A 17,565-nucleotide genomic window follows, 5' to 3' on the forward strand; every position below is an offset into this window, starting at 1 on the left:
ACAATCGCTTAGCTTGGCGGCGATGGACGGGACGAACAGGACGATGACCATCGACCTCAACGCGGACCTCGGCGAGGGCTTCGGCCGCTGGGAGCTCACCGACGACGACGCGCTGCTCACCTGTGTGACCAGCGCGAACGTCGCCTGCGGCTTCCACGCCGGGGACCCGCTCACCATGCGCCGGGTGTGCGAGTCGGCGGCCGCGCGCGGCGTGACCGTCGGCGCCCAGGTCTCCTACCGCGACCTCGCCGGATTCGGCCGCCGCGCCATGGACGTGCCCGCCCAGGAGCTCGCCGCCGAGGTGGCGTACCAGATCGGCGCCCTCGACCTGTTCGCCCGCGCCGCCGGCACCCGCGTCGCCTACGTCAAACCGCACGGCGCCCTCTACAACCGGTGCGTCCGCGACACCGGGCAGGCCGCCGCCGTGGTCGAGGGCGTACGGCTGGCCCGCGCGGCCCCGACCTCGGCCACGGCCGGGTCCCCGGCACGCGGCCTGCCCGTTCTCGGCCTGCCCGGCTCCGCCCTGCACGCCGCCGCGTCGGAGGCCGGGCTGCCCGTCGTCGCCGAGGCCTTCGCCGACCGCGGCTACCGACCCGACGGCACCCTGGTGCCGCGCACCGAGCCGGGCGCCCTGGTCCACGACCCCGAACAGGTCGTGCGCCGCGCCGTCGCGCTCGCCCGGGACGGCGAACTGACCGCCGCGGACGGCACCCTGCTGCGGCTGCGCGCCGACTCGCTGTGTGTGCACGGCGACACCCCGGGCGCTGCCCGGCTCGCCCGGCGCGTCCGGGAGGCGCTCGCCGACGCCGGCGTCACCGTCCGGGCCTTCGCATGACCGGCGCAGCGCCCCCGTCGGCTCCGCCCGCCATGCCGCCCGTCGTACGGACCGTGGGCCGGCACGGCCTGCTGGTCGAGCTGCCCACCGGCGAGGCCGCCGAGGCGCTGCACGCCGAACTGCTGCGGCGCCGCGCGGACGACCGCCTGCCACCGGTGCGGGAGATCGTGCCCGGCGCCCGCACCGTCCTCCTCGACGGCCTCGCCGACCCCGCGCGGCTCGCCGCCGACCTGCCCCACTGGGAGGTGCCGCCCCTGCACCGCGAGGACCGGCCGGCGGTTCGCATCCCGGTGCGCTACGACGGCCCCGACCTCGCGGACGTCGCCGCCCTGTGGGGTGTGAGCGTGGAGCAGGCCGTCCGCGTCCACGCCGCGGCCGAGTACCGGGTCGCCTTCTGCGGGTTCGCCCCCGGCTTCGGCTACCTCACCGGCCTCGACGAGGAGCACCACGTGCCGCGCCGCTCCGAGCCGCGCACCCGGGTGCCCGCCGGGGCGGTCGGGCTGGCCGGGCCGTACACCGGGATCTACCCGCGCTCCTCGCCCGGCGGCTGGCAGCTCGTCGGCACGGCCGTGGACACCGTGCTGTGGGACACCGGCCGCACCCCGGCCGCCCTCCTCGAACCCGGCACCCGCGTCCGCTTCGAGCCCGTGGGGAACGCCGTGGACGGGCCCGGCGACGACACGGCCGAGGACCCCTCGTGACCGGCTCCGAGCCCGGTACGGCACCGGAGGTGGAGGTCGTGCGGGCCGGCGCGCTCACCACCGTGCAGGACCTCGGCCGCCCCGGGCACGCCCACCTGGGCGTGCCCCGTTCCGGCGCGCTGGACGAGCCCGCGCACCGGCTCGCCAACCGCCTGCTCGGCAACCCCGCCGACGCCGCCACCCTGGAGACCACGCTCAGCGGCTGCGCGCTGCGTGCGCACACCCCCGCCCGCGTCGTGGTGACCGGCGCCCCCTGCCCCGTCACCGTCGACGGCCGCCCCGCGCCCTGGGGCACGCCGCTGCGGCTGCCGGCCGGCGCGCTGCTGGACGTCGGGCCCGCCGCCCGCGGGGTGCGCTCCTACGTGGCGTTCGCCGGTGGGGTGGCCGCCGAACCCGTGCTGGGCAGCCGGGCCACCGACCTGCTCTCCGGCCTCGGACCGGACCCGCTCGCCGACGGCGACCGCCTCCCCCTCACCCCCGTGGGCCCCGGCGCACCCGGCGAGTCACCGCCCGCCGTGCCGGACGCCGCACCGTGGCAGGCGCCCCCGGGGGAACTCGTGCTGCCGCTGATCCCCGGACCGCGCGACGACTGGTTCACCACCGCGGCGCTGGACACTCTGACCGGCTCCGTCTACCGCGTCACCGCGGACGGCAACCGCATCGGCCTGCGTCTGGACGGACCGCGTCTGGAACGCGCCCGCGACGGTGAACTCCCCAGCGAGGGCATGGTGCTGGGCGCGGTCCAGGTGCCGCCGGAGGGGCGCCCGGTGGTGTTCCTCGCCGACCATCCGGTGACCGGCGGCTACCCGGTCGTCGGCGTCGTCCCCGAGGAAGCCCTCGCAGCGGCTGCCCAGGCCACCCCCGGGACGCCCGTGCGCTTCACCGCGGCGGGCCGGGCCCGCTGACGTCACCCGCCGCGCGGGGCGTACATGATGACGGCCACTCCCGCGAGGCAGATCAGCGCGCCGAGCACGTCGTAGCGGTCCGGCCGGTAGCCGTCCAGCACCATGCCCCAGGCCAGCGACCCGGCGACGAACACGCCGCCGTACGCGGCGAGGATGCGGCCGAAGTGGGCGTCCGGCTGGAGCGTGGCGACGAAACCGTAGAGCCCGAGCGCGACGACGCCCGCGCCGATCCAGGCCGGCCCGCGGTGCTCCCGCACGCCCTGCCAGATCAGCCAGGCGCCGCCGATCTCCAGCAGCGCGGCGAGGAGGAACAGGGCGACGGAACGAGTCACGGTCATGGCCCGATCCTCCCGTACCGCCGTACCGGGTTGAGCCGGGTGGCACGTCCCGTCCGCGGAAGCGGGCGTAGCGGATGTTTCGTCAGAAGTCGTGAAGTTCCCGTGTACGGCCCCACGACGTGCGGTGCGGGACGATTGCGGGACGCGTCAGCGGGCATCAGTCGTGTGCATGCGAAGGCCCGAGGCCGGCGACGTCGCCGGACCGCCACCGCACGTGACCCTCACGGAGGGGGAGTGAAGAACATGCGCGCGAGCACGCGCCGCACGAGGCGCAGCGCACGCGTCGAGTACACACTGCCTCGGGAGGACGCGTCCGCCCGCTGGGCCCGACGCCTCACCGCCGGATTCCTCAGCGGATCGCGCACGCCCCCGGAGGCCGCGCTGCACATGGACGAGGCCACGCTGGTGGTGTCCGAACTCGTCACCAACGCCACCCGGCACGGCCACAGCCGGTGCCGGCTCCGCCTGAGCACGGCCCCGCGCTCGCTCACCATCGAGGTGCACGACGACAGCACCGGTCACCCCGTGCTGCGGGCCACCGGCCCGGACGGCGAGAGCGGCCGCGGCATCGCGCTGGTCAGCCGCCTGACGCGACGGCTGGACGTCACCGACCACCCCCGGGGCGGCAAGACCGTCCGCGCCGTCCTCAGCACCGGCACCGGAACCGGCACCGGCACCGTGTAGCCCGGTCACCGCCGGTGCGGAGGACGGGACGAGCACGTGCCGCCATGGTGGTCGGGGCGCTCACCGTCGCCTGCTCCGGAGGTCGAGGACGTCACCGAAGTCCAGCCGGCCCTCGATGGCCCGTCCGGCGAGGAACCCCACCGCCCCCAGCGCGGCCACCAGCAGGAACGCGCCGAATCCACCGAACCAGCCGGCGAACCCGAGCGCCATGCCCACCAGCAGGCCCAGGCATGCCCTGCTCATGCTCTCCCCTTCTCTGCCGTCATCGGCTGCTCTGGAGTCATCGACCCGCGTGCCTCACGGGCACCAGCCCAGGCCCGCCCGGGCGCCCCCGCGCGCACGCGGGTCGTCGGGCGGGCGCCGGATCACGCCACGCGCGAATCGGCCGGTGCCTCCTCGTCCTCCTCGTCGGGCAGGTGGACGTCGCCGATCGCGATGTTGACCTCGACGACCTCGAGTCCGGTCATCCGCTCGACGGCGGTGATGACGTTCTCCCGCACGTCGCGGGCGACGTCGCGGATGGGCACGCCGTACTCGACGACCAGGTCCAGGTCCAGTGCGGTCTGCCGTTCGCCGACCTCGACCTTCACGCCGCGGCCCACGTTGGGCCGGCCGCCCGGAACGCGGTCGCGTACCGCGCCGAGGGTGCGGGACAGGCCGCCGCCCATGTCGTACACGCCCGGGACCTCGCGCGCGGCCATTCCGGCGATCTTGACGACCACGACGTCCGCGACGGAGGTGCGGCCGCGGGTTCCCGCCGGCTCGTCCGGGCCGACGGGGCCCGCGCCGACAGTGGTCGTGGAACCGCCCGGGGAGCCGGCGGAGGCCGCGACGCGGTCGCGGTCGCCGCCGCGCGCCTGGGTGTCGTCGCCGGCCGCGGTGGCCCCGGGATGCGTCTTCGTCGTCATGGGAACTCTCCTTCGCCGTTACGGGTTCAGCTGTCACCCGATCGCCGGGCCGCACGGGCGGTGCCCTCGATCAGGGCTCGCTGACAATGACTTGGACACCGCCGGGGCCGGGAACGTCACGCGGACTCCGGAGATACGCCGCGAGAAAGGCCGGTCGGGAGAAAACGCCGCCGGGGACGTGACGACGACGCCGTCGGCGGGTCCAAACAAGGGGACGGCTGTGGAAGGAGAGGGTGCGTGGCCGAGGGAGCCGAACCGCAGGGGACGGCGCGCGCGGCAGCTCGTACGGCCGACAGCGGCGTCCCGCGTCGCGGCGGGACCGACCGTACGGCGGACGCCCGCGGGGCGGGCGCCGCGGCGGCACCGTCCGAGGACGCGCTCCTCGCGGCCCGAGCGGGCGAGGGCGACGAGCGGGCCTTCGAGACGCTGGTGCGGCGGCACACCCCGGTCCTGCTCTCCCTCGCGCACCGGCTGCTCGGCAGCCGCAGCGACGCGGAGGACGCCGTACAGGAAGCGTTCGTCAGCGCCTGGCGCCGGCTGCCGGAGTTCCGCGGCGACGCGGCGTTCCTCACCTGGATGTACCGCATCGTCACCAACCGCTGCCTGAACCAGCTGCGGTCCCGCAGGCCGACCGCCGACCTGGACTCCGTGCCGGAGCCGGTCGCGCCCGACCACCAGTCCTCGCCGTCCCGGGCCGCGGAGACGCAGGCCGCGCTGCACTCGCTGTCCCGGGTGCTGGCGGACCTGACGCCCGAGCAGCGCGCGTGCTGGGTGTTGCGGGAGCTGCACGGCCTGAGCTACGAGGAGATCGCGAAGGCTGTGGGCATCAGCCACCAGGCCGTACGGGGACGGATCTTCCGCGTGCGGCGCTACCTGACGGAGGCGATGAGCGCATGGCGTTGAGCGCCGACTCCGGGGCGAACCCGGATCCGGACGCCGGACCGGCGGAGGGCACCGAACTGCTCCCCTGCGGCCGCACGCTCCAGGAGGTGTGGGACGCCTGGGACGAGGACCGGGCGACGGGCGACCCGCACTACGCGGCCTGCCCGCACTGCACGGCGGCGCTGCACGGACTGCGGATGCTGGACGACTTCGTGCGCACCGCCCGCACCGCGGACGAGGAGGAGCGGCGGGCGGACGGCCGTGCCGACGGCGCACGGACCGCCGACGCGGTCACGGGGCGCGTGATGGACATCGTGCGGCGGGAGCTTCGCCCGGGCCGCAGCCTGCCGTTGGGGGAGCCCGACGAGGAGGCGTGGATCGTCGAGGCGGCGGCCGCGCGCGCGTTCCGCTCGGCCGTGGACGGCCTGCGGGGCGTGCGGGCGGGCAGCTGCCGGATCGTCCCGGAGCCCGCGGAGCCGGTGGTACGGGTGCGGGTGGAGGTCGCGGCCGACCTGAGCCGCGGCTTCCCGGAGCTGGCGGACACGGTGCGGGAGCGGATCGTGGCGGCGGCCCGGGACGTCGTCGGGCTGGAGGTGGCGGCGGTCGACGTCGCCGTGGTGGACGTCCTGGTGGACGGGGACTGGGAACGCGCCGCCGCCGACCTGCGCGGACTGGCCGACGGGGAGGACGAGCGGTGAGCGACCAGGACGTGACGGACCGGGTGACACGCGCCGCGGCACGGGCGGCCGAGGAGGCGCCGGGGGTGGCGTTCCTCCGCCCCGGCCTGGCCGAGCTGGTGCGCGGCACTGCGCTGCCCCACCTGAAGGGGACGACCGCCCCGGCGGACCCCCCGCGCACCGGAGGCGTCCGGGCACGGCGGCAGGGCACGCAGGGCACGCCGAGAGCAGGGTGGCGGCTGGAGCTCCACCTCGCCGTCCTGGACGGCCACCGGGCGCTGGACGTGACCCGCGCGGTGCGTGCGGCGGTCACCGACGCCGTACGCGGCGAGCTGGCGGCGGACACGGACGTCACCGTGGCGGTGACCGTCACCGACATCGCCTGACGCGGGCGGCCCGCCCGGGTCACACGTGCCCGTTCCCGCGCCCGGGCGGGCGTGCGTTCCGCACGGAGGAGGGGCCGGCGGCGGAGCGTTTCGCCTGCCGGCCCCTCGTCCGGGTGATGTCGTCGGCCGCGTCAGCGGGCGCCGGTGTGGATCTCCAGGAACTCGTCGAAGGACAGCTTGCCGTCGGCGTTGCCGTCCTTCTGGTTGATCACGGCCTGCGCCATGGACTCGGTGTAGTGCACGTCCCCCAGGTCCGCCATGGCCCGGTGGAACTCCTTGGCGGTGATGAACCCGTCGCCGTCGTGATCGAACTTGTCGAACGCCTTGCGCACCTCGGCTGCGTCGGCCATTCCTTCACCCTCCCCGCTCGGTATCGATGACGCGCTCACCCTACAGAAATCCCGTTGCCGCCCCTCCCGCGTCCTGCTCTACTCCACCGCACACGGCACGTGCCACCCGTCGAGCAGAAGGAGACCACCGTGCGGCGAGCGTCCATGTCCCTCCAGCAGGCCCACTCCGCCCTCACCAAGGACATGACGCCACGTGCCCACGCTCAACCTCGGAATCCTCGCCCATGTCGACGCCGGTAAGACCAGCCTGACCGAGCGGCTGCTGCACGCAGCCGGGGTCGTCGAGACGGTCGGCCGCGTCGACGACGGCAGCACGCGCACCGACTTCCTCGCGCTGGAGCGGCAGCGCGGCATCACCATCCGCTCCGCCGTCGTCTCCTTCCGGCTCGGCGACGACCTGACCGTCAACCTGATCGACACCCCCGGCCACCCCGACTTCATCGCCGAGGTGGAGCGGGTGCTGCACGTGCTCGACGGCGCCGTGCTGGTGGTCTCCGCCGTCGAGGGCGTGCAGGCGCAGACCCGGGTGCTGATGCGCACCCTGCGGCGACTGCGCCTGCCCACGCTGCTGTTCGTCAACAAGACCGACCGGCGCGGCGCCTCCCCGGACGGCACCCTCGACGGCATCGCCCGGCGGCTGGTGCGCACCGCCGTGCCGATGGGCGCGGTGCCCTCGGCCGGCAGCGCGGACGCCGGATTCCTCCCGTACGGCCCGTCGGACGCGGCGTTCGGCGAACGGCTGGCCGACGTGCTCACCCGCCACGACGAGACGCTGCTGGCGGAGTACGTGGCCGCCGACGGCCGGCTGCCGCACGACCGGCTGCGCGGTGCGCTGGCCGACCAGACCGGGCGGGCGATGGTGCACCCGGTGTTCTTCGGCTCGGCCGTGACCGGCGCCGGTGTCGGCGCCCTGACCGAGGGCGTCCGCACGCTGCTGCCCGCCGCGCGAGGTGACGCGGAGGGGCCCGTCTCCGGCTCGGTGTTCAAGGTCGAGCGCGGCCCGGGCGGCGAACGCCTCGCGTACGTGCGGATGGCCACCGGCACGCTGCGGGTGCGCGACCGGGTGGCGTTCGGTGCCGCCGCGGACGGCACCGAGGAGCTGCCGGAGGGCAAGGTCACCGGCGTCGAGGTCTTCGAGGAGGGCGAGGCGGTCCCCCGGGACGCGGTCGCCGCCGGGCACATCGGCCGTGTGCGCGGCCTGGAGGGCGTACGGATCGGCGACGCGCTGGGCGTTCCGCCGCCCGGCACCGCCGACCGCCACTTCGCCCCTCCCACCCTGGAGACGGTCGTCGCGCCCGTCCGCCCGGGGGACCGGCGGGCGCTGCACGTCGCGCTGACGCGGCTCGCCGAGCAGGATCCGCTGATCGACCTGCGGCACGACCCGCGTGCCGGTCAGACGCACCTCTCGCTCTACGGCGAGGTGCAGAAGGAGGTCCTGGAGGCGACCCTCTCCGACGAGCACGGCATCGCGGTGACCTTCCGCCGCACCACCACGCTGTGCGTGGAGCGGGTCACCGGATGCGGCGCGGCGCACGAGATCATCGACACCGGCCCCAACCCGTTCCTCGCCACGGTCGGGCTGCGCGTCGAACCGGCGCCGGTGGGCGGCGGGGTGCGCTTCCGGCTGGGCGTCGAACTCGGGTCCATGCCGTACGCGTTCTTCGCCGCGGTCGAGGAGACCGTGCGGGAGACCCTCGGCCAGGGCCTGTACGGCTGGCGCGTGCCGGACTGCACGGTCACCATGACGCACTCCGGCTACTGGCCGCGGCAGAGCCACGCGCACGCGGTCTTCGACAAGTCCATGTCGAGCACCGCGGGCGACTTCCGCAACCTCACGCCGCTGGTGCTGATGGACGCGCTGCGGCGGGCCGGGACGCGGGTGTGCGAGCCCGTGCACGCGTTCCGGCTGGAGGCGCCCGCGGACACGGCGGGGGCGGTGCTGTCGCTGCTGGCCCACCTCGGCGGCGTGCCGCGCTCGACCCGCACCGAGGACGGGACGGCCGTGCTGGAGGGAGACGTGCCGGCCGCGCGGGTGCACACGCTGCAGCGGCGGCTGCCGACCCTCAGCCGCGGCGAGGGCGTGCTGGAGTGCTCCTTCGACCGGTACGAGCCGGTGCGCGGCGCACCCCCGGCCCGGCCGCGCACGGACCACGACCCGCTGGACCGCAAGCAGTACCTGCTGCGGGTCGTGCGCCGGACCGGCACGGGGACGGCGGGCGCTCACGGGCCGGGCCCCGGGTCCACCGCCGGTGACGGAGGGTGAACGGTGCGAGAGGGACGGCGGTGGGCCGTTAGGATTTCGCGCATGGCGGCCACTGGAACTGAGCAGCAGGGGAAGGCGTACTACGTCACCACCCCCATCTACTACGTGAACGACGCTCCGCACCTGGGCCACGCCTACACGACCGTCGCAGGCGACGTGCTCACCCGCTGGCACCGCCAGCGGGGCGAGAAGGTGTGGTACCTCACCGGCACGGACGAGCACGGTCAGAAGATCATGCGCACCGCGGAGGCGAACGGCGTCAGTCCGCAGGACTGGTGCGACAAGCTCGTCGAGGAGGCGTGGAAGCCCCTCTGGGAGCACCTGGAGATCGGTAACGACGACTTCATCCGCACCACCGAGAAGCGGCACACCGACCGCGTGCGGGAGTTCGTCCAGGACCTGTACGACAAGGGCGAGATCTACCAGGGCGGCTACGAGGGCCCGTACTGCGTCGGCTGCGAGGAGTACAAGTCCTACGGTGAACTGCTGGACGGCGAGGGAGAGTTCGAAGGCCAGAAGCTCTGCCCCATCCACAAGAAGCCGGTGGAGATGCTGAAGGAGGAGAACTACTTCTTCAAGCTCTCCGAGTACGGCCCGAAGCTGCTGGAGCACTACGAGCAGAACCCGGGCTTCATCCAGCCCGAGTCCGCGCGCAACGAGGTCGTGAACTTCGTGCGGCAGGGGCTGGAGGACCTGTCCATCTCCCGGTCGACCTTCGACTGGGGCGTCAAGGTGCCGTGGGATGACAAGCACGTCATCTACGTGTGGATCGACGCCCTCCTCAACTACGCGACGGCGGTGGGCTACGGCTCCGACCAGGAGAAGTTCGAGGGCACCTTCCCGGCGAACGTGCACCTGGTCGGCAAGGACATCCTCCGCTTCCACGCGGTGATCTGGCCGGCCATGCTGATGGCGAACGGTCTGCCGCTGCCGCACCGGATCGCCGCCAACGGCTGGCTGATGGTCGGCGGCGAGAAGATGTCCAAGTCCAACCTGACCGGCATCTCCCCGCAGCAGCTCACCGAGCACTTCGGCGTCGACGCCTACCGCTGGTACTTCCTGCGCGCGATCTCCTTCGGCCACGACGGGTCGTTCTCCTGGGAGGACTTCTCCGCCCGCTACACCAGCGAACTCGCCAACGACTACGGCAACCTCGCCTCGCGGGTCGCGGCGATGGTCGGCAAGTACTTCGGCGGCGCGCTGCCGGAGGCGACCTCGGCGGGTGCGGACGAGCAGGCGGTCCGCGAGGGCCTGGAGACGGCCGTCGCGGAGGCCGACCGGCGGATCGGCGACGAGCTGGACTTCGCGGGCGGCATCGCGGCCGTCTTCGACTTCGTCAAGCAGGTCAACGGCTACCTGACCGAGCAGGCGCCGTGGAAGGTCGCCAAGGACGACTCCGCCGAGGCCCAGGCCCGGCTGGCGACGATCCTCTACACGGCCGCCGAGTCGCTGCGCGCGTGCGCGGTGCTGCTGAACCCGGTGATGCCGGAGACCTCGCAGAAGCTGTGGGACTCGCTCGGCGCCGAGGCGTCGCTGGGCGCCCTCGCCGACCAGCGCGTGCAGGACGCCGGCCGCTGGGGCCTGCTCCCCGCGGGCTCCACGGTCACCAAGGGCGCGGTGCTCTTCCCCCGCCTGGAGGACTGAGGCGCCGGCTGAGGGCGCACGACGGCGAACGCGCCGCCCGTACGACGGCTGGGCCGTACCACTCCCGCGGTGGTGCGGCCCGGCCGCTTCTCGTGGCCGGGCCACTCGCTGTCGACCGCGGGCCGGCAGCCGCGACGTGACGCACCAGCCCTGCGGCTACGTGCAGTCGGGGACGCCCGGCAGCTTCTCCTCCGGGACGTCGACGAAGACGTTCGTCAGATAGCCGTCGTACTGCGGCAGGTGGGCCCACCAGTCGCTGGAGTGCGGCGGCACATCGATCCGTTCGCCGCGGCGCTGGCAGCCGACCAGCACCTCCACGCCCGCGGGCAGCGTGGTGACCACCGCCGAGTCCGTGGTCGCCGCCGCGCGGACCCGTACGCCCGAGCCCCAGGTGGGGAACCACGCACCGGCCGGACGCACGGCCCCCGGGACGTCGAGGGAGCCGACCAGCCGGGTCAGCCGCGCGTACGCGGTGCCGTACGGTGTGCCGTCCTCGTGCAGCGTGAGCACGGCGACGACCGTGCGGTCGTCGGCGCCGACGGTGCCCGTGCTGTGCAGCGCCTCGCTGACCAGGTCGATGCCGCTCGCCCGCGACGCCGCGCGCTCGCGGGCGCGTTCGGCCTCCCGCTCCGCCGCTGTGCAGCCGCCGGAGTCGAAGCCGGACCAGCCCTGCTTCAGCGACCAGGGCCTCTCGAAGGCGGACGCGATGCCGAAGTACTGGTCGTAGCCGTCGGCCGCGCAGCGGGTGGCCGCCCGCAGGTGCCCCAGGACGAGGTCCCGCACCGGCGCGGGGGCCTCGTCCAGCAGGTGGCGGTACACCCGCACGGTGTCCGCGGCCGTGATCGCCGTGTAGCCCCAGTATCCGGGGTGCGAGGCGGGCGGCGGGGCGGTGCCGGTCAGGCCGAGGCGCGGCACCATGCGGTCGATGATCGCGCTGCCCCCGCGCGTGGACCAGTAGTGGCTCGCGGCGCCGTCGTGGCTGCTGCGCAGCATGCCCTCCAGGCGGGACCGCTCCGCTTCGGGGACGTCGTAGTCGGGCCCCCGGTCCCAGAGGTAGTCCAGGGCCAGCATGATCTTCACGACGGAGGCGGAACGAAAGCGCAGGTCGGCGTTGTGACGTTCGGTGAACGTGCCGGTCTCACGGTCGAAGACGGCGATGCCGGCCGTCACCCCGGGCGGGACGTCCGCGTCGGCACCGGCTGCCGCGGTCGCGTCGACGGGTGCGCGGCGGGGCGTGCCGGAGGCGCCGGGCGCGAGGGAGAGGGCGGCGGCGCAGGCGAGGGCCAGGGAGATCAGGACGCGCCCCTTCCGGTGTGGACGACGGGTGGGCATGCGGGACCAGCTCCTCGTGAGCAGGGCCCCGGTGGGCGGACGGGGCTGGGGGACGTCGTCCCCATGCATGCCCCGGCCCTCCGGCGCGCACACCGTACCGGCCGGCCGGCTCGGCGTACCCGCGCACCGCCGTACGGCAGCGCCGGGAGCGCCGAGGGCCGTGCCCCGCACGAGCGGGGCACGGCCCTGGAAGCGCGGCCGGGGGAGAGGCCCGGCGGGCGCGGACCTACTCCGCGGGGCGGACCTGCGGGGGCTTGCGCACCGAGAGGTGCAGCTCCTTCAGGCGGGCCTCCTCGACCTCGCTCGGCGCACCCATCAGGAGGTCCTGCGCGTTGCCGTTGAGCGGGAAGGCGATGGTCTCGCGGATGTTCGGCTCGTCGGCCAGCAGCATGACGATGCGGTCGATGCCGGGGGCGATGCCGCCGTGCGGCGGGGCGCCGAAGCGGAACGCCCGCAGCATGCCGCCGAACTCGCGCTCGACGTCGTCCTTGGAGTAGCCCGCGATGCCGAACGCCTCGAACATGACCTCGGGTTCGTGGTTCCGGATCGCGCCGGAGGACAGCTCGACTCCGTTGCAGACGATGTCGTACTGCCAGGCCAGCACGTCCAGCGGGTCCTGGGTGCGCAGCGCCTCCAGGCCGCCCTGCGGCATCGAGAACGGGTTGTGGGAGAACTCGATCTCGCCGGTGTCCTCGTTCTTCTCGAACATCGGGAAGTCCACGATCCAGCAGAACCGGAAGACGTTCTCGGTGAAGTTGCCGGTGCGGCGGGCGGCCTCGACGCGGACCGCGCCCATGATCTTGGAGACCTCGTCGAACTCCCCGGCGCCGAAGAAGACCGCCGTGCCCGGCTTGCCGTCGACGGCGGAGAGCAGGGCTGCGGTGTCGTCCTCGGTGAGGAACTTGGCGATCGGGCCGGTGAGCGTCGAGTCGTCGCCGACCCGTACCCAGGCCAGGCCCTTGGCGCCGTGCTCCTGCGCGAACTCACCCATCTGGTCGAAGAACTTGCGCGGCTGGTCGGCGGTGTCCGGCACGGCCAGGGCGCGGACGTGCTTGTCGGCGAAGGCCTTGAAGCCGCTGCCGGCGAAGACGTGGCTGACGTCGACCAGTTCGAGGGAGGTGCGCAGATCCGGCTTGTCGGAGCCGTACTTGAGCATCGCCTCCCGGAACGGGATGCGCGGGAACGGCGAGGTGACGTGCCGGCCGTCGCCGAACTCCTCGAAGACGTCGGTCATCACCTTCTCGATGACCCGGAAGACGTCCTCCTGCTCGACGTAGGACATCTCCACGTCGAGCTGGTAGAACTCGCCCGGCGAGCGGTCGGCCCGGGCGTCCTCGTCGCGGAAGCACGGCGCGATCTGGAAGTACTTGTCGAAGCCCGCGATCATCAGCAGCTGCTTGAACTGCTGCGGTGCCTGCGGCAGCGCGTAGAACCGGCCGGCGTGCAGCCGGGAGGGCACCAGGAAGTCGCGGGCGCCCTCGGGCGAGGTGGCGGACAGGATGGGCGTCGCCATCTCGTTGAAGCCCAGGTCGGTCATCCGGCGGCGGATCGAGGAGATCACGGCCGAGCGCAGCATGATGTTGCGGTGCATGCGCTCGCGGCGCAGGTCGAGGAAGCGGTACTCCAGGCGCCGCTCCTCGTTGACGCCGTCGTCGGCGTTGATGGTGAACGGGATCTGCTCGGCCGCGCCGAGCACCTCCACCTCGGTGACCTCGACCTCGATGTCACCGGTCGGCAGCTCGGGGTTGACGTTCTCCTCGCCGCGGGCGGCGACGCCGCCGTCCACGCGGATGACGCTCTCCTTGGACAGCGAGCTCAGCCGCTCGACGACGTCGGTCCGCTCGGGCCGGACGACGAGCTGCACGATGCCGTGGTGGTCGCGCAGGTCGATGAAGAGGATGCCGCCCAGGTTCCGCCGATTGTGCAGCCAGCCGCTGAGGCGGACGTCGGAGCCGACGTCCGTGGCACGGAGCTCGCCGCAGGTGTGGGACCGGTACCGATGCATCATTCATCCAAGTCGTCGGGGCGTGGTGGCGTACGCCGGTGCACGCACGCTCGTCGCAGGGGTTCCCGCCGGGATTTCTGGCTGAGGGAAACGCCTCTCAGGTTACCGCGCCCCGAGTGGCTCACTCGCACGCTTTTCACGGATCTGCATAAAGTAGGGCAATGCGCACGGAGGACGTACTCACGGCCGTGGGCACCGGCGTCTGGCGGTGGGAGGGCGGCTCCCAGACCGTCACCCTGGACGCACGGGCCGCCCGGCTCCTCGGTCTCCCCTCCCCGCCCTCCAGCAGCGGCACCGTCACCCTCGGGGCGGCGGCCGTGCGGGGGCGGGTGCACGCCGTCGACTTCGTCCGCCTCCAGGGGATGGCGACGCTCGCCCTCACCGAGGGGCGGCTGGCAGAGGGCGTCCTGCGCGTCGTCTGCCCCGCCGGGACGGTGCTGCGGTCCGTGCGCGTGCGGCTGCGGCCCGTCGGCGTCCAGACCGCGGACCGGCCGGCCGGGCGGCCCGGCGTCATCCCGCCGGGCGAGGCCCGGATTCCCGGGGCGCTCCAGGTGATCGGCACCGTCAGCGAGGTCGCTCCGGTGCCGGAGGGCTCCGACGCGCCGTCCGAGCCGGACGGCGAGATCGACGGCCGGGCGCTCGAGGTGGTCGGGGAGTGGAAACGTTCCCGGGAGGCGTTCCTGCTGGACGCCGGACGGGCCCTGGCCGAGGCCCGTTCGACCAGCGAGGTGCTGCGCGTCGCGGCCGCCCTGTCCATGCCCGGCTTCACGCCCGACGGACTGGGCGTCTTCGGCGTGGAGGGCGACCGGCTCTCGGTGATCGGCCACCACGGGCAGTCACCCGGCGACGAGGGGCCCTTCCTGGACATGCCCCTGGACACCGACTACCCGGCGGCCGAGGTGGTGCGCACCGGCCGCGCCATCTACCTGCCCAGCCCGGACGCCTACCGCAGCCGCTTCCCCACCACCTGGCCGCTCGCCGAGCCGTTCGGCCGTGCGTCGTGGGCGTTCCTGCCGCTGATCGTCGGCGGGCGGACGATCGGGGCGTGGATGGCCGGCTTCGCCGAGCCGGTCGCCTTCACCCCCGACGAGCGGTCGGTGCTCAGCACCGTCGCCCGGATGCTCGCGCAGGCGCTTTCCCGGGCGTACGTGCAGGACAGCGAACGCGAGCTGGCCGACGACCTCCAGCGCATGATGCGTCCCGCCGACCGCCCGGCGGTGGAGGGCCTCCGGCTCGCGGCGCGCTACGTGCCCACCGGCGGCGGCCTCCAGGTGGGCGGCGACTGGTACGACGTGATCAGCCTGCCGTCCGGGCGGACGGCGGTGGTCGTCGGCGACGTGCAGGGCCACGACGTGCGGGCCGCGGGGATCATGGCGCAGCTGCGGATCGCGCTGCGGGCGTACGCCGCCGAGGGCCACCACCCGGACGGGGTGCTCTCCCGCGCCTCGCGCTTCCTGAACGGGCTGAACCGGGCCTCCGCCGGGGCACCGGGAACGGTGGCGGACGAACGCTTCGCCACCTGTCTCTACCTGGAGATCGACCCCCGCACCGGCACCGTCGACGTGGCCCGCGCCGGCCACCTCGACCCGGCGATCCGGCTCCCCGACTCCGCGATGCTCGTACGGCAGACCGCCGGCGGCATCCCGCTCGGCATCACGGCCGACCCGGACTACCCCACCACCCGCCTCGTCCTCCAGCCCGGCGAAACGATGCTGCTGTGCACGGACGGGCTCATCGAGACCGGCGGCCACGACATCGAGAGCGGCTGGGAACGACTGCGGCAGGTCGTCGCCGGGCACCCGCTGCCCGAACAGGGCCTCGAAGGGCTGGCCGACGCCGTGGTGAACGCGGTGCACGGGCCGCCCTCGCACCACACCACCGGGCCGCTGGCCGACCGGCGCGACGACGACATCGCGCTCGTGCTGCTGTGCCGCGAGGGGGACCCGCTCGGGGCCGGGGGGACGGTCGCCGCACCGCCGGCCCGGCGCAGCGTCCTGACCGTCGCGCAGGCCGAGCCCGCGCGCATCGCCGACGCACGGCACCAGCTCGGCGGGCTGCTGCACGACTGGAAGGACGGCGACCAGGCGGACGGCGCCGTGCTGATGCTCTCCGAGATGCTCACGAACGTCCTGGTGCACACCGACGGCGACGCGCTGATGGTGGCCGAGATCAGCGGGGACCCCGGGACACGGCTGCTGCGGGTCGACGTCACCGACTCCAGCGACGAGCTGCCGCACCGCCGCAGCCCCGGCGAGCTGGCCTCCTCGGGGCGCGGCCTGCTGCTGCTGGACACGCTGGCCGACGCGTGGGGCGTGGAGCCGCGCGGCGACGGCAAGTGCACCTGGTTCGAGCTCCGCGAGGCGGGCACCGTCCGCGGCTGACCCGCCGGGGCCGCACCGCGCGGGGGAGGTCAGTCGCCTGCGGCCGGGACCCGGCCGAGACGGCCGGCCCGGAAGTCGTCGAAGGCCTGGGCCAGCTCCGCGTGGCTGTTCATGACGAACGGCCCGTAATGCGCCATCGGCTCCCGCAGCGGCTGCCCGCCGAGGAGGATCACCTCCAGCGAGGGGGTGTGGGCGTCCTGGGAGGTGTCGGCGCGCAGCGTGAGCGCGTCGCCGGCGCCGAAGACGGCCGTCTGCCCCAGGTGCAGCGGGCGCCGGTCGGCGCCCACCGAGCCGCGGCCGGCCAGCACGTAGGCGAGGGCGTTGTAGTCGCGGCGCCACGGCAGCGTGACCTCGGCGCCGGGCGAGACGGTCGCGTGCACGAGGGTGATCGGCGTGTGCGTGACGCCGGGGCCGGTGTGGCCGTCCAGCTCGCCCGCGATGAGCCGGAGCAGCGCGCCGCCGTCGGGGCTGGTCAGCAGCTTGACGTTGCCGCCGCCGATGTCCTGGTAGCGCGGGGTGGTCATCTTGTCCCGGGCGGGCAGGTTGACCCAGAGCTGGATGCCGTGGAAGAGGCCGCCGGTCATGACCAGCTCCTCCGGCGGGGCCTCGATGTGCAGCAGGCCCGATCCGGCGGTCATCCACTGGGTGTCGCCGCCGTCTATCGTGCCGCCGCCGCCCTCGGAGTCCTGGTGCACAAACGTTCCGTCGATGAGGTACGTGACGGTCTCGAAGCCGCGGTGCGGATGCCAGGGGGTGCCCTTCGGCTCACCGGGCGCGTAGTCCACCTCGCCCATCTGGTCCATCATGATGAACGGGTCGAGGTGCCGGTAGTCGAGGCCCGCGAAGGCGCGGCGGACGGGGAAGCCCTCGCCCTCGAACCCGGCGGGGGCGGTGCTCACGGCCAGGACGGGGCGCCGTGCCGCGTCCTCGGCCGCCGGGGCGGTCACCCGGGGCAGCGTGAGCGGGTTCTCTACGGTGATCGCGGGCATGACGGGTGCCTCCTCCGGCTCACGGCCAATATAGTTGAAGATTAAAGCACTCGCCACGGCTTCCGTATTCCCGCAGACCCCGGAAGGGCCGGTGCGCGGTGCGCGACGCGGGCCGGCCGCACCTGCCGGCCGGCCGTACCTACGGGTCAGTCGTACATGCGGGATGCTCCTATTGACGTCAACCGGCGGGTGCCAGGTTGGTTTGGGTGATGCGTGGCTTGTTGGTCAGAGCGCGGTAGACCTCGCGGGCGACGAATCGCTTGAGGCAGCGCATGATGTCCTTCT

The 17,565-nt window shown here is 74.0% G+C and carries 17 protein-coding genes; 10 read left to right on the forward strand and 7 right to left on the reverse strand.

Annotation, left to right across the window (positions count from 1 at the left end; genetic code table 11):
* Positions 1–22 precede the first annotated feature (22 nt).
* Genes RM572_RS27245 through RM572_RS27255 form a run of 3 tightly spaced genes read left to right on the forward strand, consistent with a single transcriptional unit; the run spans position 23 to position 2,441 of the window.
* Positions 23–835: a LamB/YcsF family protein gene (locus tag RM572_RS27245; RefSeq protein ID WP_311676049.1), complete on the forward strand. Its 813-nt coding sequence runs from the start codon at positions 23–25 to the stop codon at positions 833–835.
* On the forward strand, positions 832–1,536 hold the full coding sequence (locus RM572_RS27250; RefSeq protein ID WP_394813715.1) for a 5-oxoprolinase subunit B family protein: 705 nt from the start codon (positions 832–834) through the stop codon (positions 1,534–1,536). Before RM572_RS27245 ends, RM572_RS27250 begins: the two co-directional genes overlap by 4 nt.
* Positions 1,533–2,441, forward strand: a complete 909-nt coding sequence (locus RM572_RS27255) for a 5-oxoprolinase subunit C family protein (RefSeq protein ID WP_311676050.1) — start codon at positions 1,533–1,535, stop codon at positions 2,439–2,441. Before RM572_RS27250 ends, RM572_RS27255 begins: the two co-directional genes overlap by 4 nt.
* A 2-nt stretch (positions 2,442–2,443) precedes the next feature.
* Here RM572_RS27255 and RM572_RS27260 read toward each other — a convergent pair whose 3' ends face one another.
* Positions 2,444–2,779, reverse strand: coding sequence for a YnfA family protein (locus RM572_RS27260; protein WP_311676051.1), 336 nt, complete (start codon positions 2,777–2,779; stop codon positions 2,444–2,446).
* Between the two features lie 243 nt (positions 2,780–3,022).
* Here RM572_RS27260 and RM572_RS27265 point away from each other — a divergent pair, with 243 nt between their 5' ends.
* Positions 3,023–3,463: an ATP-binding protein gene (locus tag RM572_RS27265; protein ID WP_311676052.1), complete on the forward strand. Its 441-nt coding sequence runs from the start codon at positions 3,023–3,025 to the stop codon at positions 3,461–3,463.
* A 60-nt stretch (positions 3,464–3,523) separates the two neighbouring features.
* Here RM572_RS27265 and RM572_RS27270 read toward each other — a convergent pair whose 3' ends face one another.
* Positions 3,524–3,706: a hypothetical protein gene (locus RM572_RS27270; protein WP_311676053.1), complete on the reverse strand. Its 183-nt coding sequence runs from the start codon at positions 3,704–3,706 to the stop codon at positions 3,524–3,526.
* 122 nt (positions 3,707–3,828) lie between these two features.
* Positions 3,829–4,371: an Asp23/Gls24 family envelope stress response protein gene (locus RM572_RS27275; RefSeq protein WP_311676054.1), complete on the reverse strand. Its 543-nt coding sequence runs from the start codon at positions 4,369–4,371 to the stop codon at positions 3,829–3,831.
* A 237-nt stretch (positions 4,372–4,608) separates the two neighbouring features.
* Here RM572_RS27275 and RM572_RS27280 point away from each other — a divergent pair, with 237 nt between their 5' ends.
* The 3 genes from RM572_RS27280 to RM572_RS27290 are packed head-to-tail and all read left to right on the forward strand — an operon-like array spanning position 4,609 to position 6,316.
* Positions 4,609–5,274, forward strand: a complete 666-nt coding sequence (locus RM572_RS27280) for an RNA polymerase sigma factor (protein WP_311676055.1) — start codon at positions 4,609–4,611, stop codon at positions 5,272–5,274.
* A complete protein-coding gene (locus RM572_RS27285) occupies positions 5,265–5,951 on the forward strand; it encodes a hypothetical protein (protein WP_311676056.1) in 687 nt (228 codons plus the stop codon). Before RM572_RS27280 ends, RM572_RS27285 begins: the two co-directional genes overlap by 10 nt.
* Entirely contained in the window at positions 5,948–6,316 is a 369-nt protein-coding gene (locus RM572_RS27290; RefSeq protein WP_311676057.1) for an Asp23/Gls24 family envelope stress response protein, read from the forward strand. The genes RM572_RS27285 and RM572_RS27290 overlap by 4 nt, the downstream gene beginning before the upstream one ends.
* Before the next feature lie 131 nt (positions 6,317–6,447).
* Here the strand turns inward: RM572_RS27290 and RM572_RS27295 are convergent, their stop codons facing one another.
* On the reverse strand, positions 6,448–6,666 hold the full coding sequence (locus RM572_RS27295) for an EF-hand domain-containing protein (protein WP_027765404.1): 219 nt from the start codon (positions 6,664–6,666) through the stop codon (positions 6,448–6,450).
* Positions 6,667–6,859: 193 nt separating this feature from the next.
* Between RM572_RS27295 and RM572_RS27300 the strand changes: the two genes are divergently transcribed.
* Together RM572_RS27300 and metG are read left to right on the forward strand one after the other, a co-directional pair.
* Complete coding sequence (locus tag RM572_RS27300; protein ID WP_311676058.1) at positions 6,860–8,929, forward strand: TetM/TetW/TetO/TetS family tetracycline resistance ribosomal protection protein; 2,070 nt, start codon at positions 6,860–6,862, stop codon at positions 8,927–8,929.
* Between the two features lie 42 nt (positions 8,930–8,971).
* Positions 8,972–10,573, forward strand: a complete 1,602-nt coding sequence (metG, locus tag RM572_RS27305; protein ID WP_311676059.1) for a methionine--tRNA ligase — start codon at positions 8,972–8,974, stop codon at positions 10,571–10,573.
* Between the two features lie 156 nt (positions 10,574–10,729).
* Here the strand turns inward: metG and RM572_RS27310 are convergent, their stop codons facing one another.
* Together RM572_RS27310 and aspS are read right to left on the reverse strand one after the other, a co-directional pair.
* Entirely contained in the window at positions 10,730–11,905 is a 1,176-nt protein-coding gene (locus RM572_RS27310; RefSeq protein ID WP_311676060.1) for an SH3 domain-containing protein, read from the reverse strand.
* A 226-nt stretch (positions 11,906–12,131) separates the two neighbouring features.
* Positions 12,132–13,910, reverse strand: a complete 1,779-nt coding sequence (gene aspS / locus RM572_RS27315; RefSeq protein ID WP_311676065.1) for an aspartate--tRNA ligase — start codon at positions 13,908–13,910, stop codon at positions 12,132–12,134.
* A gap of 161 nt (positions 13,911–14,071) precedes the next feature.
* Here aspS and RM572_RS27320 point away from each other — a divergent pair, with 161 nt between their 5' ends.
* Entirely contained in the window at positions 14,072–16,291 is a 2,220-nt protein-coding gene (locus RM572_RS27320; protein WP_311676061.1) for a SpoIIE family protein phosphatase, read from the forward strand.
* A gap of 29 nt (positions 16,292–16,320) precedes the next feature.
* Here the strand turns inward: RM572_RS27320 and RM572_RS27325 are convergent, their stop codons facing one another.
* Positions 16,321–17,280: a pirin family protein gene (locus tag RM572_RS27325; protein ID WP_311676062.1), complete on the reverse strand. Its 960-nt coding sequence runs from the start codon at positions 17,278–17,280 to the stop codon at positions 16,321–16,323.
* Between the last annotated feature and the right edge of the window lie 285 nt (positions 17,281–17,565).

The organism is Streptomyces hazeniae, from assembly GCF_031845485.1.
Taxonomy (GTDB): domain Bacteria; phylum Actinomycetota; class Actinomycetes; order Streptomycetales; family Streptomycetaceae; genus Streptomyces; species Streptomyces hazeniae.

Excerpts from the sequence above, each read along its gene's own strand:
- RM572_RS27320 (WP_311676061.1), top strand. The coding sequence starts at position 14,072 with ATGCGCACGGAGGACGTACTCACGGCCGTGGGCACCGGCGTCTGGCGG.
- RM572_RS27265 (WP_311676052.1), top strand. The coding sequence starts at position 3,023 with ATGCGCGCGAGCACGCGCCGCACGAGGCGCAGCGCACGCGTCGAGTAC.
- RM572_RS27275 (WP_311676054.1), bottom strand. The coding sequence starts at position 4,371 with ATGACGACGAAGACGCATCCCGGGGCCACCGCGGCCGGCGACGACACC.
- RM572_RS27310 (WP_311676060.1), bottom strand. The coding sequence starts at position 11,905 with ATGCCCACCCGTCGTCCACACCGGAAGGGGCGCGTCCTGATCTCCCTG.
- RM572_RS27250 (WP_394813715.1), top strand. The coding sequence starts at position 832 with ATGACCGGCGCAGCGCCCCCGTCGGCTCCGCCCGCCATGCCGCCCGTC.
- RM572_RS27270 (WP_311676053.1), bottom strand. The coding sequence starts at position 3,706 with ATGAGCAGGGCATGCCTGGGCCTGCTGGTGGGCATGGCGCTCGGGTTC.
- metG (WP_311676059.1), top strand. The coding sequence starts at position 8,972 with ATGGCGGCCACTGGAACTGAGCAGCAGGGGAAGGCGTACTACGTCACC.
- RM572_RS27295 (WP_027765404.1), bottom strand. The coding sequence starts at position 6,666 with ATGGCCGACGCAGCCGAGGTGCGCAAGGCGTTCGACAAGTTCGATCAC.
- RM572_RS27260 (WP_311676051.1), bottom strand. The coding sequence starts at position 2,779 with ATGACCGTGACTCGTTCCGTCGCCCTGTTCCTCCTCGCCGCGCTGCTG.
- RM572_RS27245 (WP_311676049.1), top strand. The coding sequence starts at position 23 with ATGGACGGGACGAACAGGACGATGACCATCGACCTCAACGCGGACCTC.
- RM572_RS27325 (WP_311676062.1), bottom strand. The coding sequence starts at position 17,280 with ATGCCCGCGATCACCGTAGAGAACCCGCTCACGCTGCCCCGGGTGACC.
- RM572_RS27285 (WP_311676056.1), top strand. The coding sequence starts at position 5,265 with ATGGCGTTGAGCGCCGACTCCGGGGCGAACCCGGATCCGGACGCCGGA.
- aspS (WP_311676065.1), bottom strand. The coding sequence starts at position 13,910 with ATGCATCGGTACCGGTCCCACACCTGCGGCGAGCTCCGTGCCACGGAC.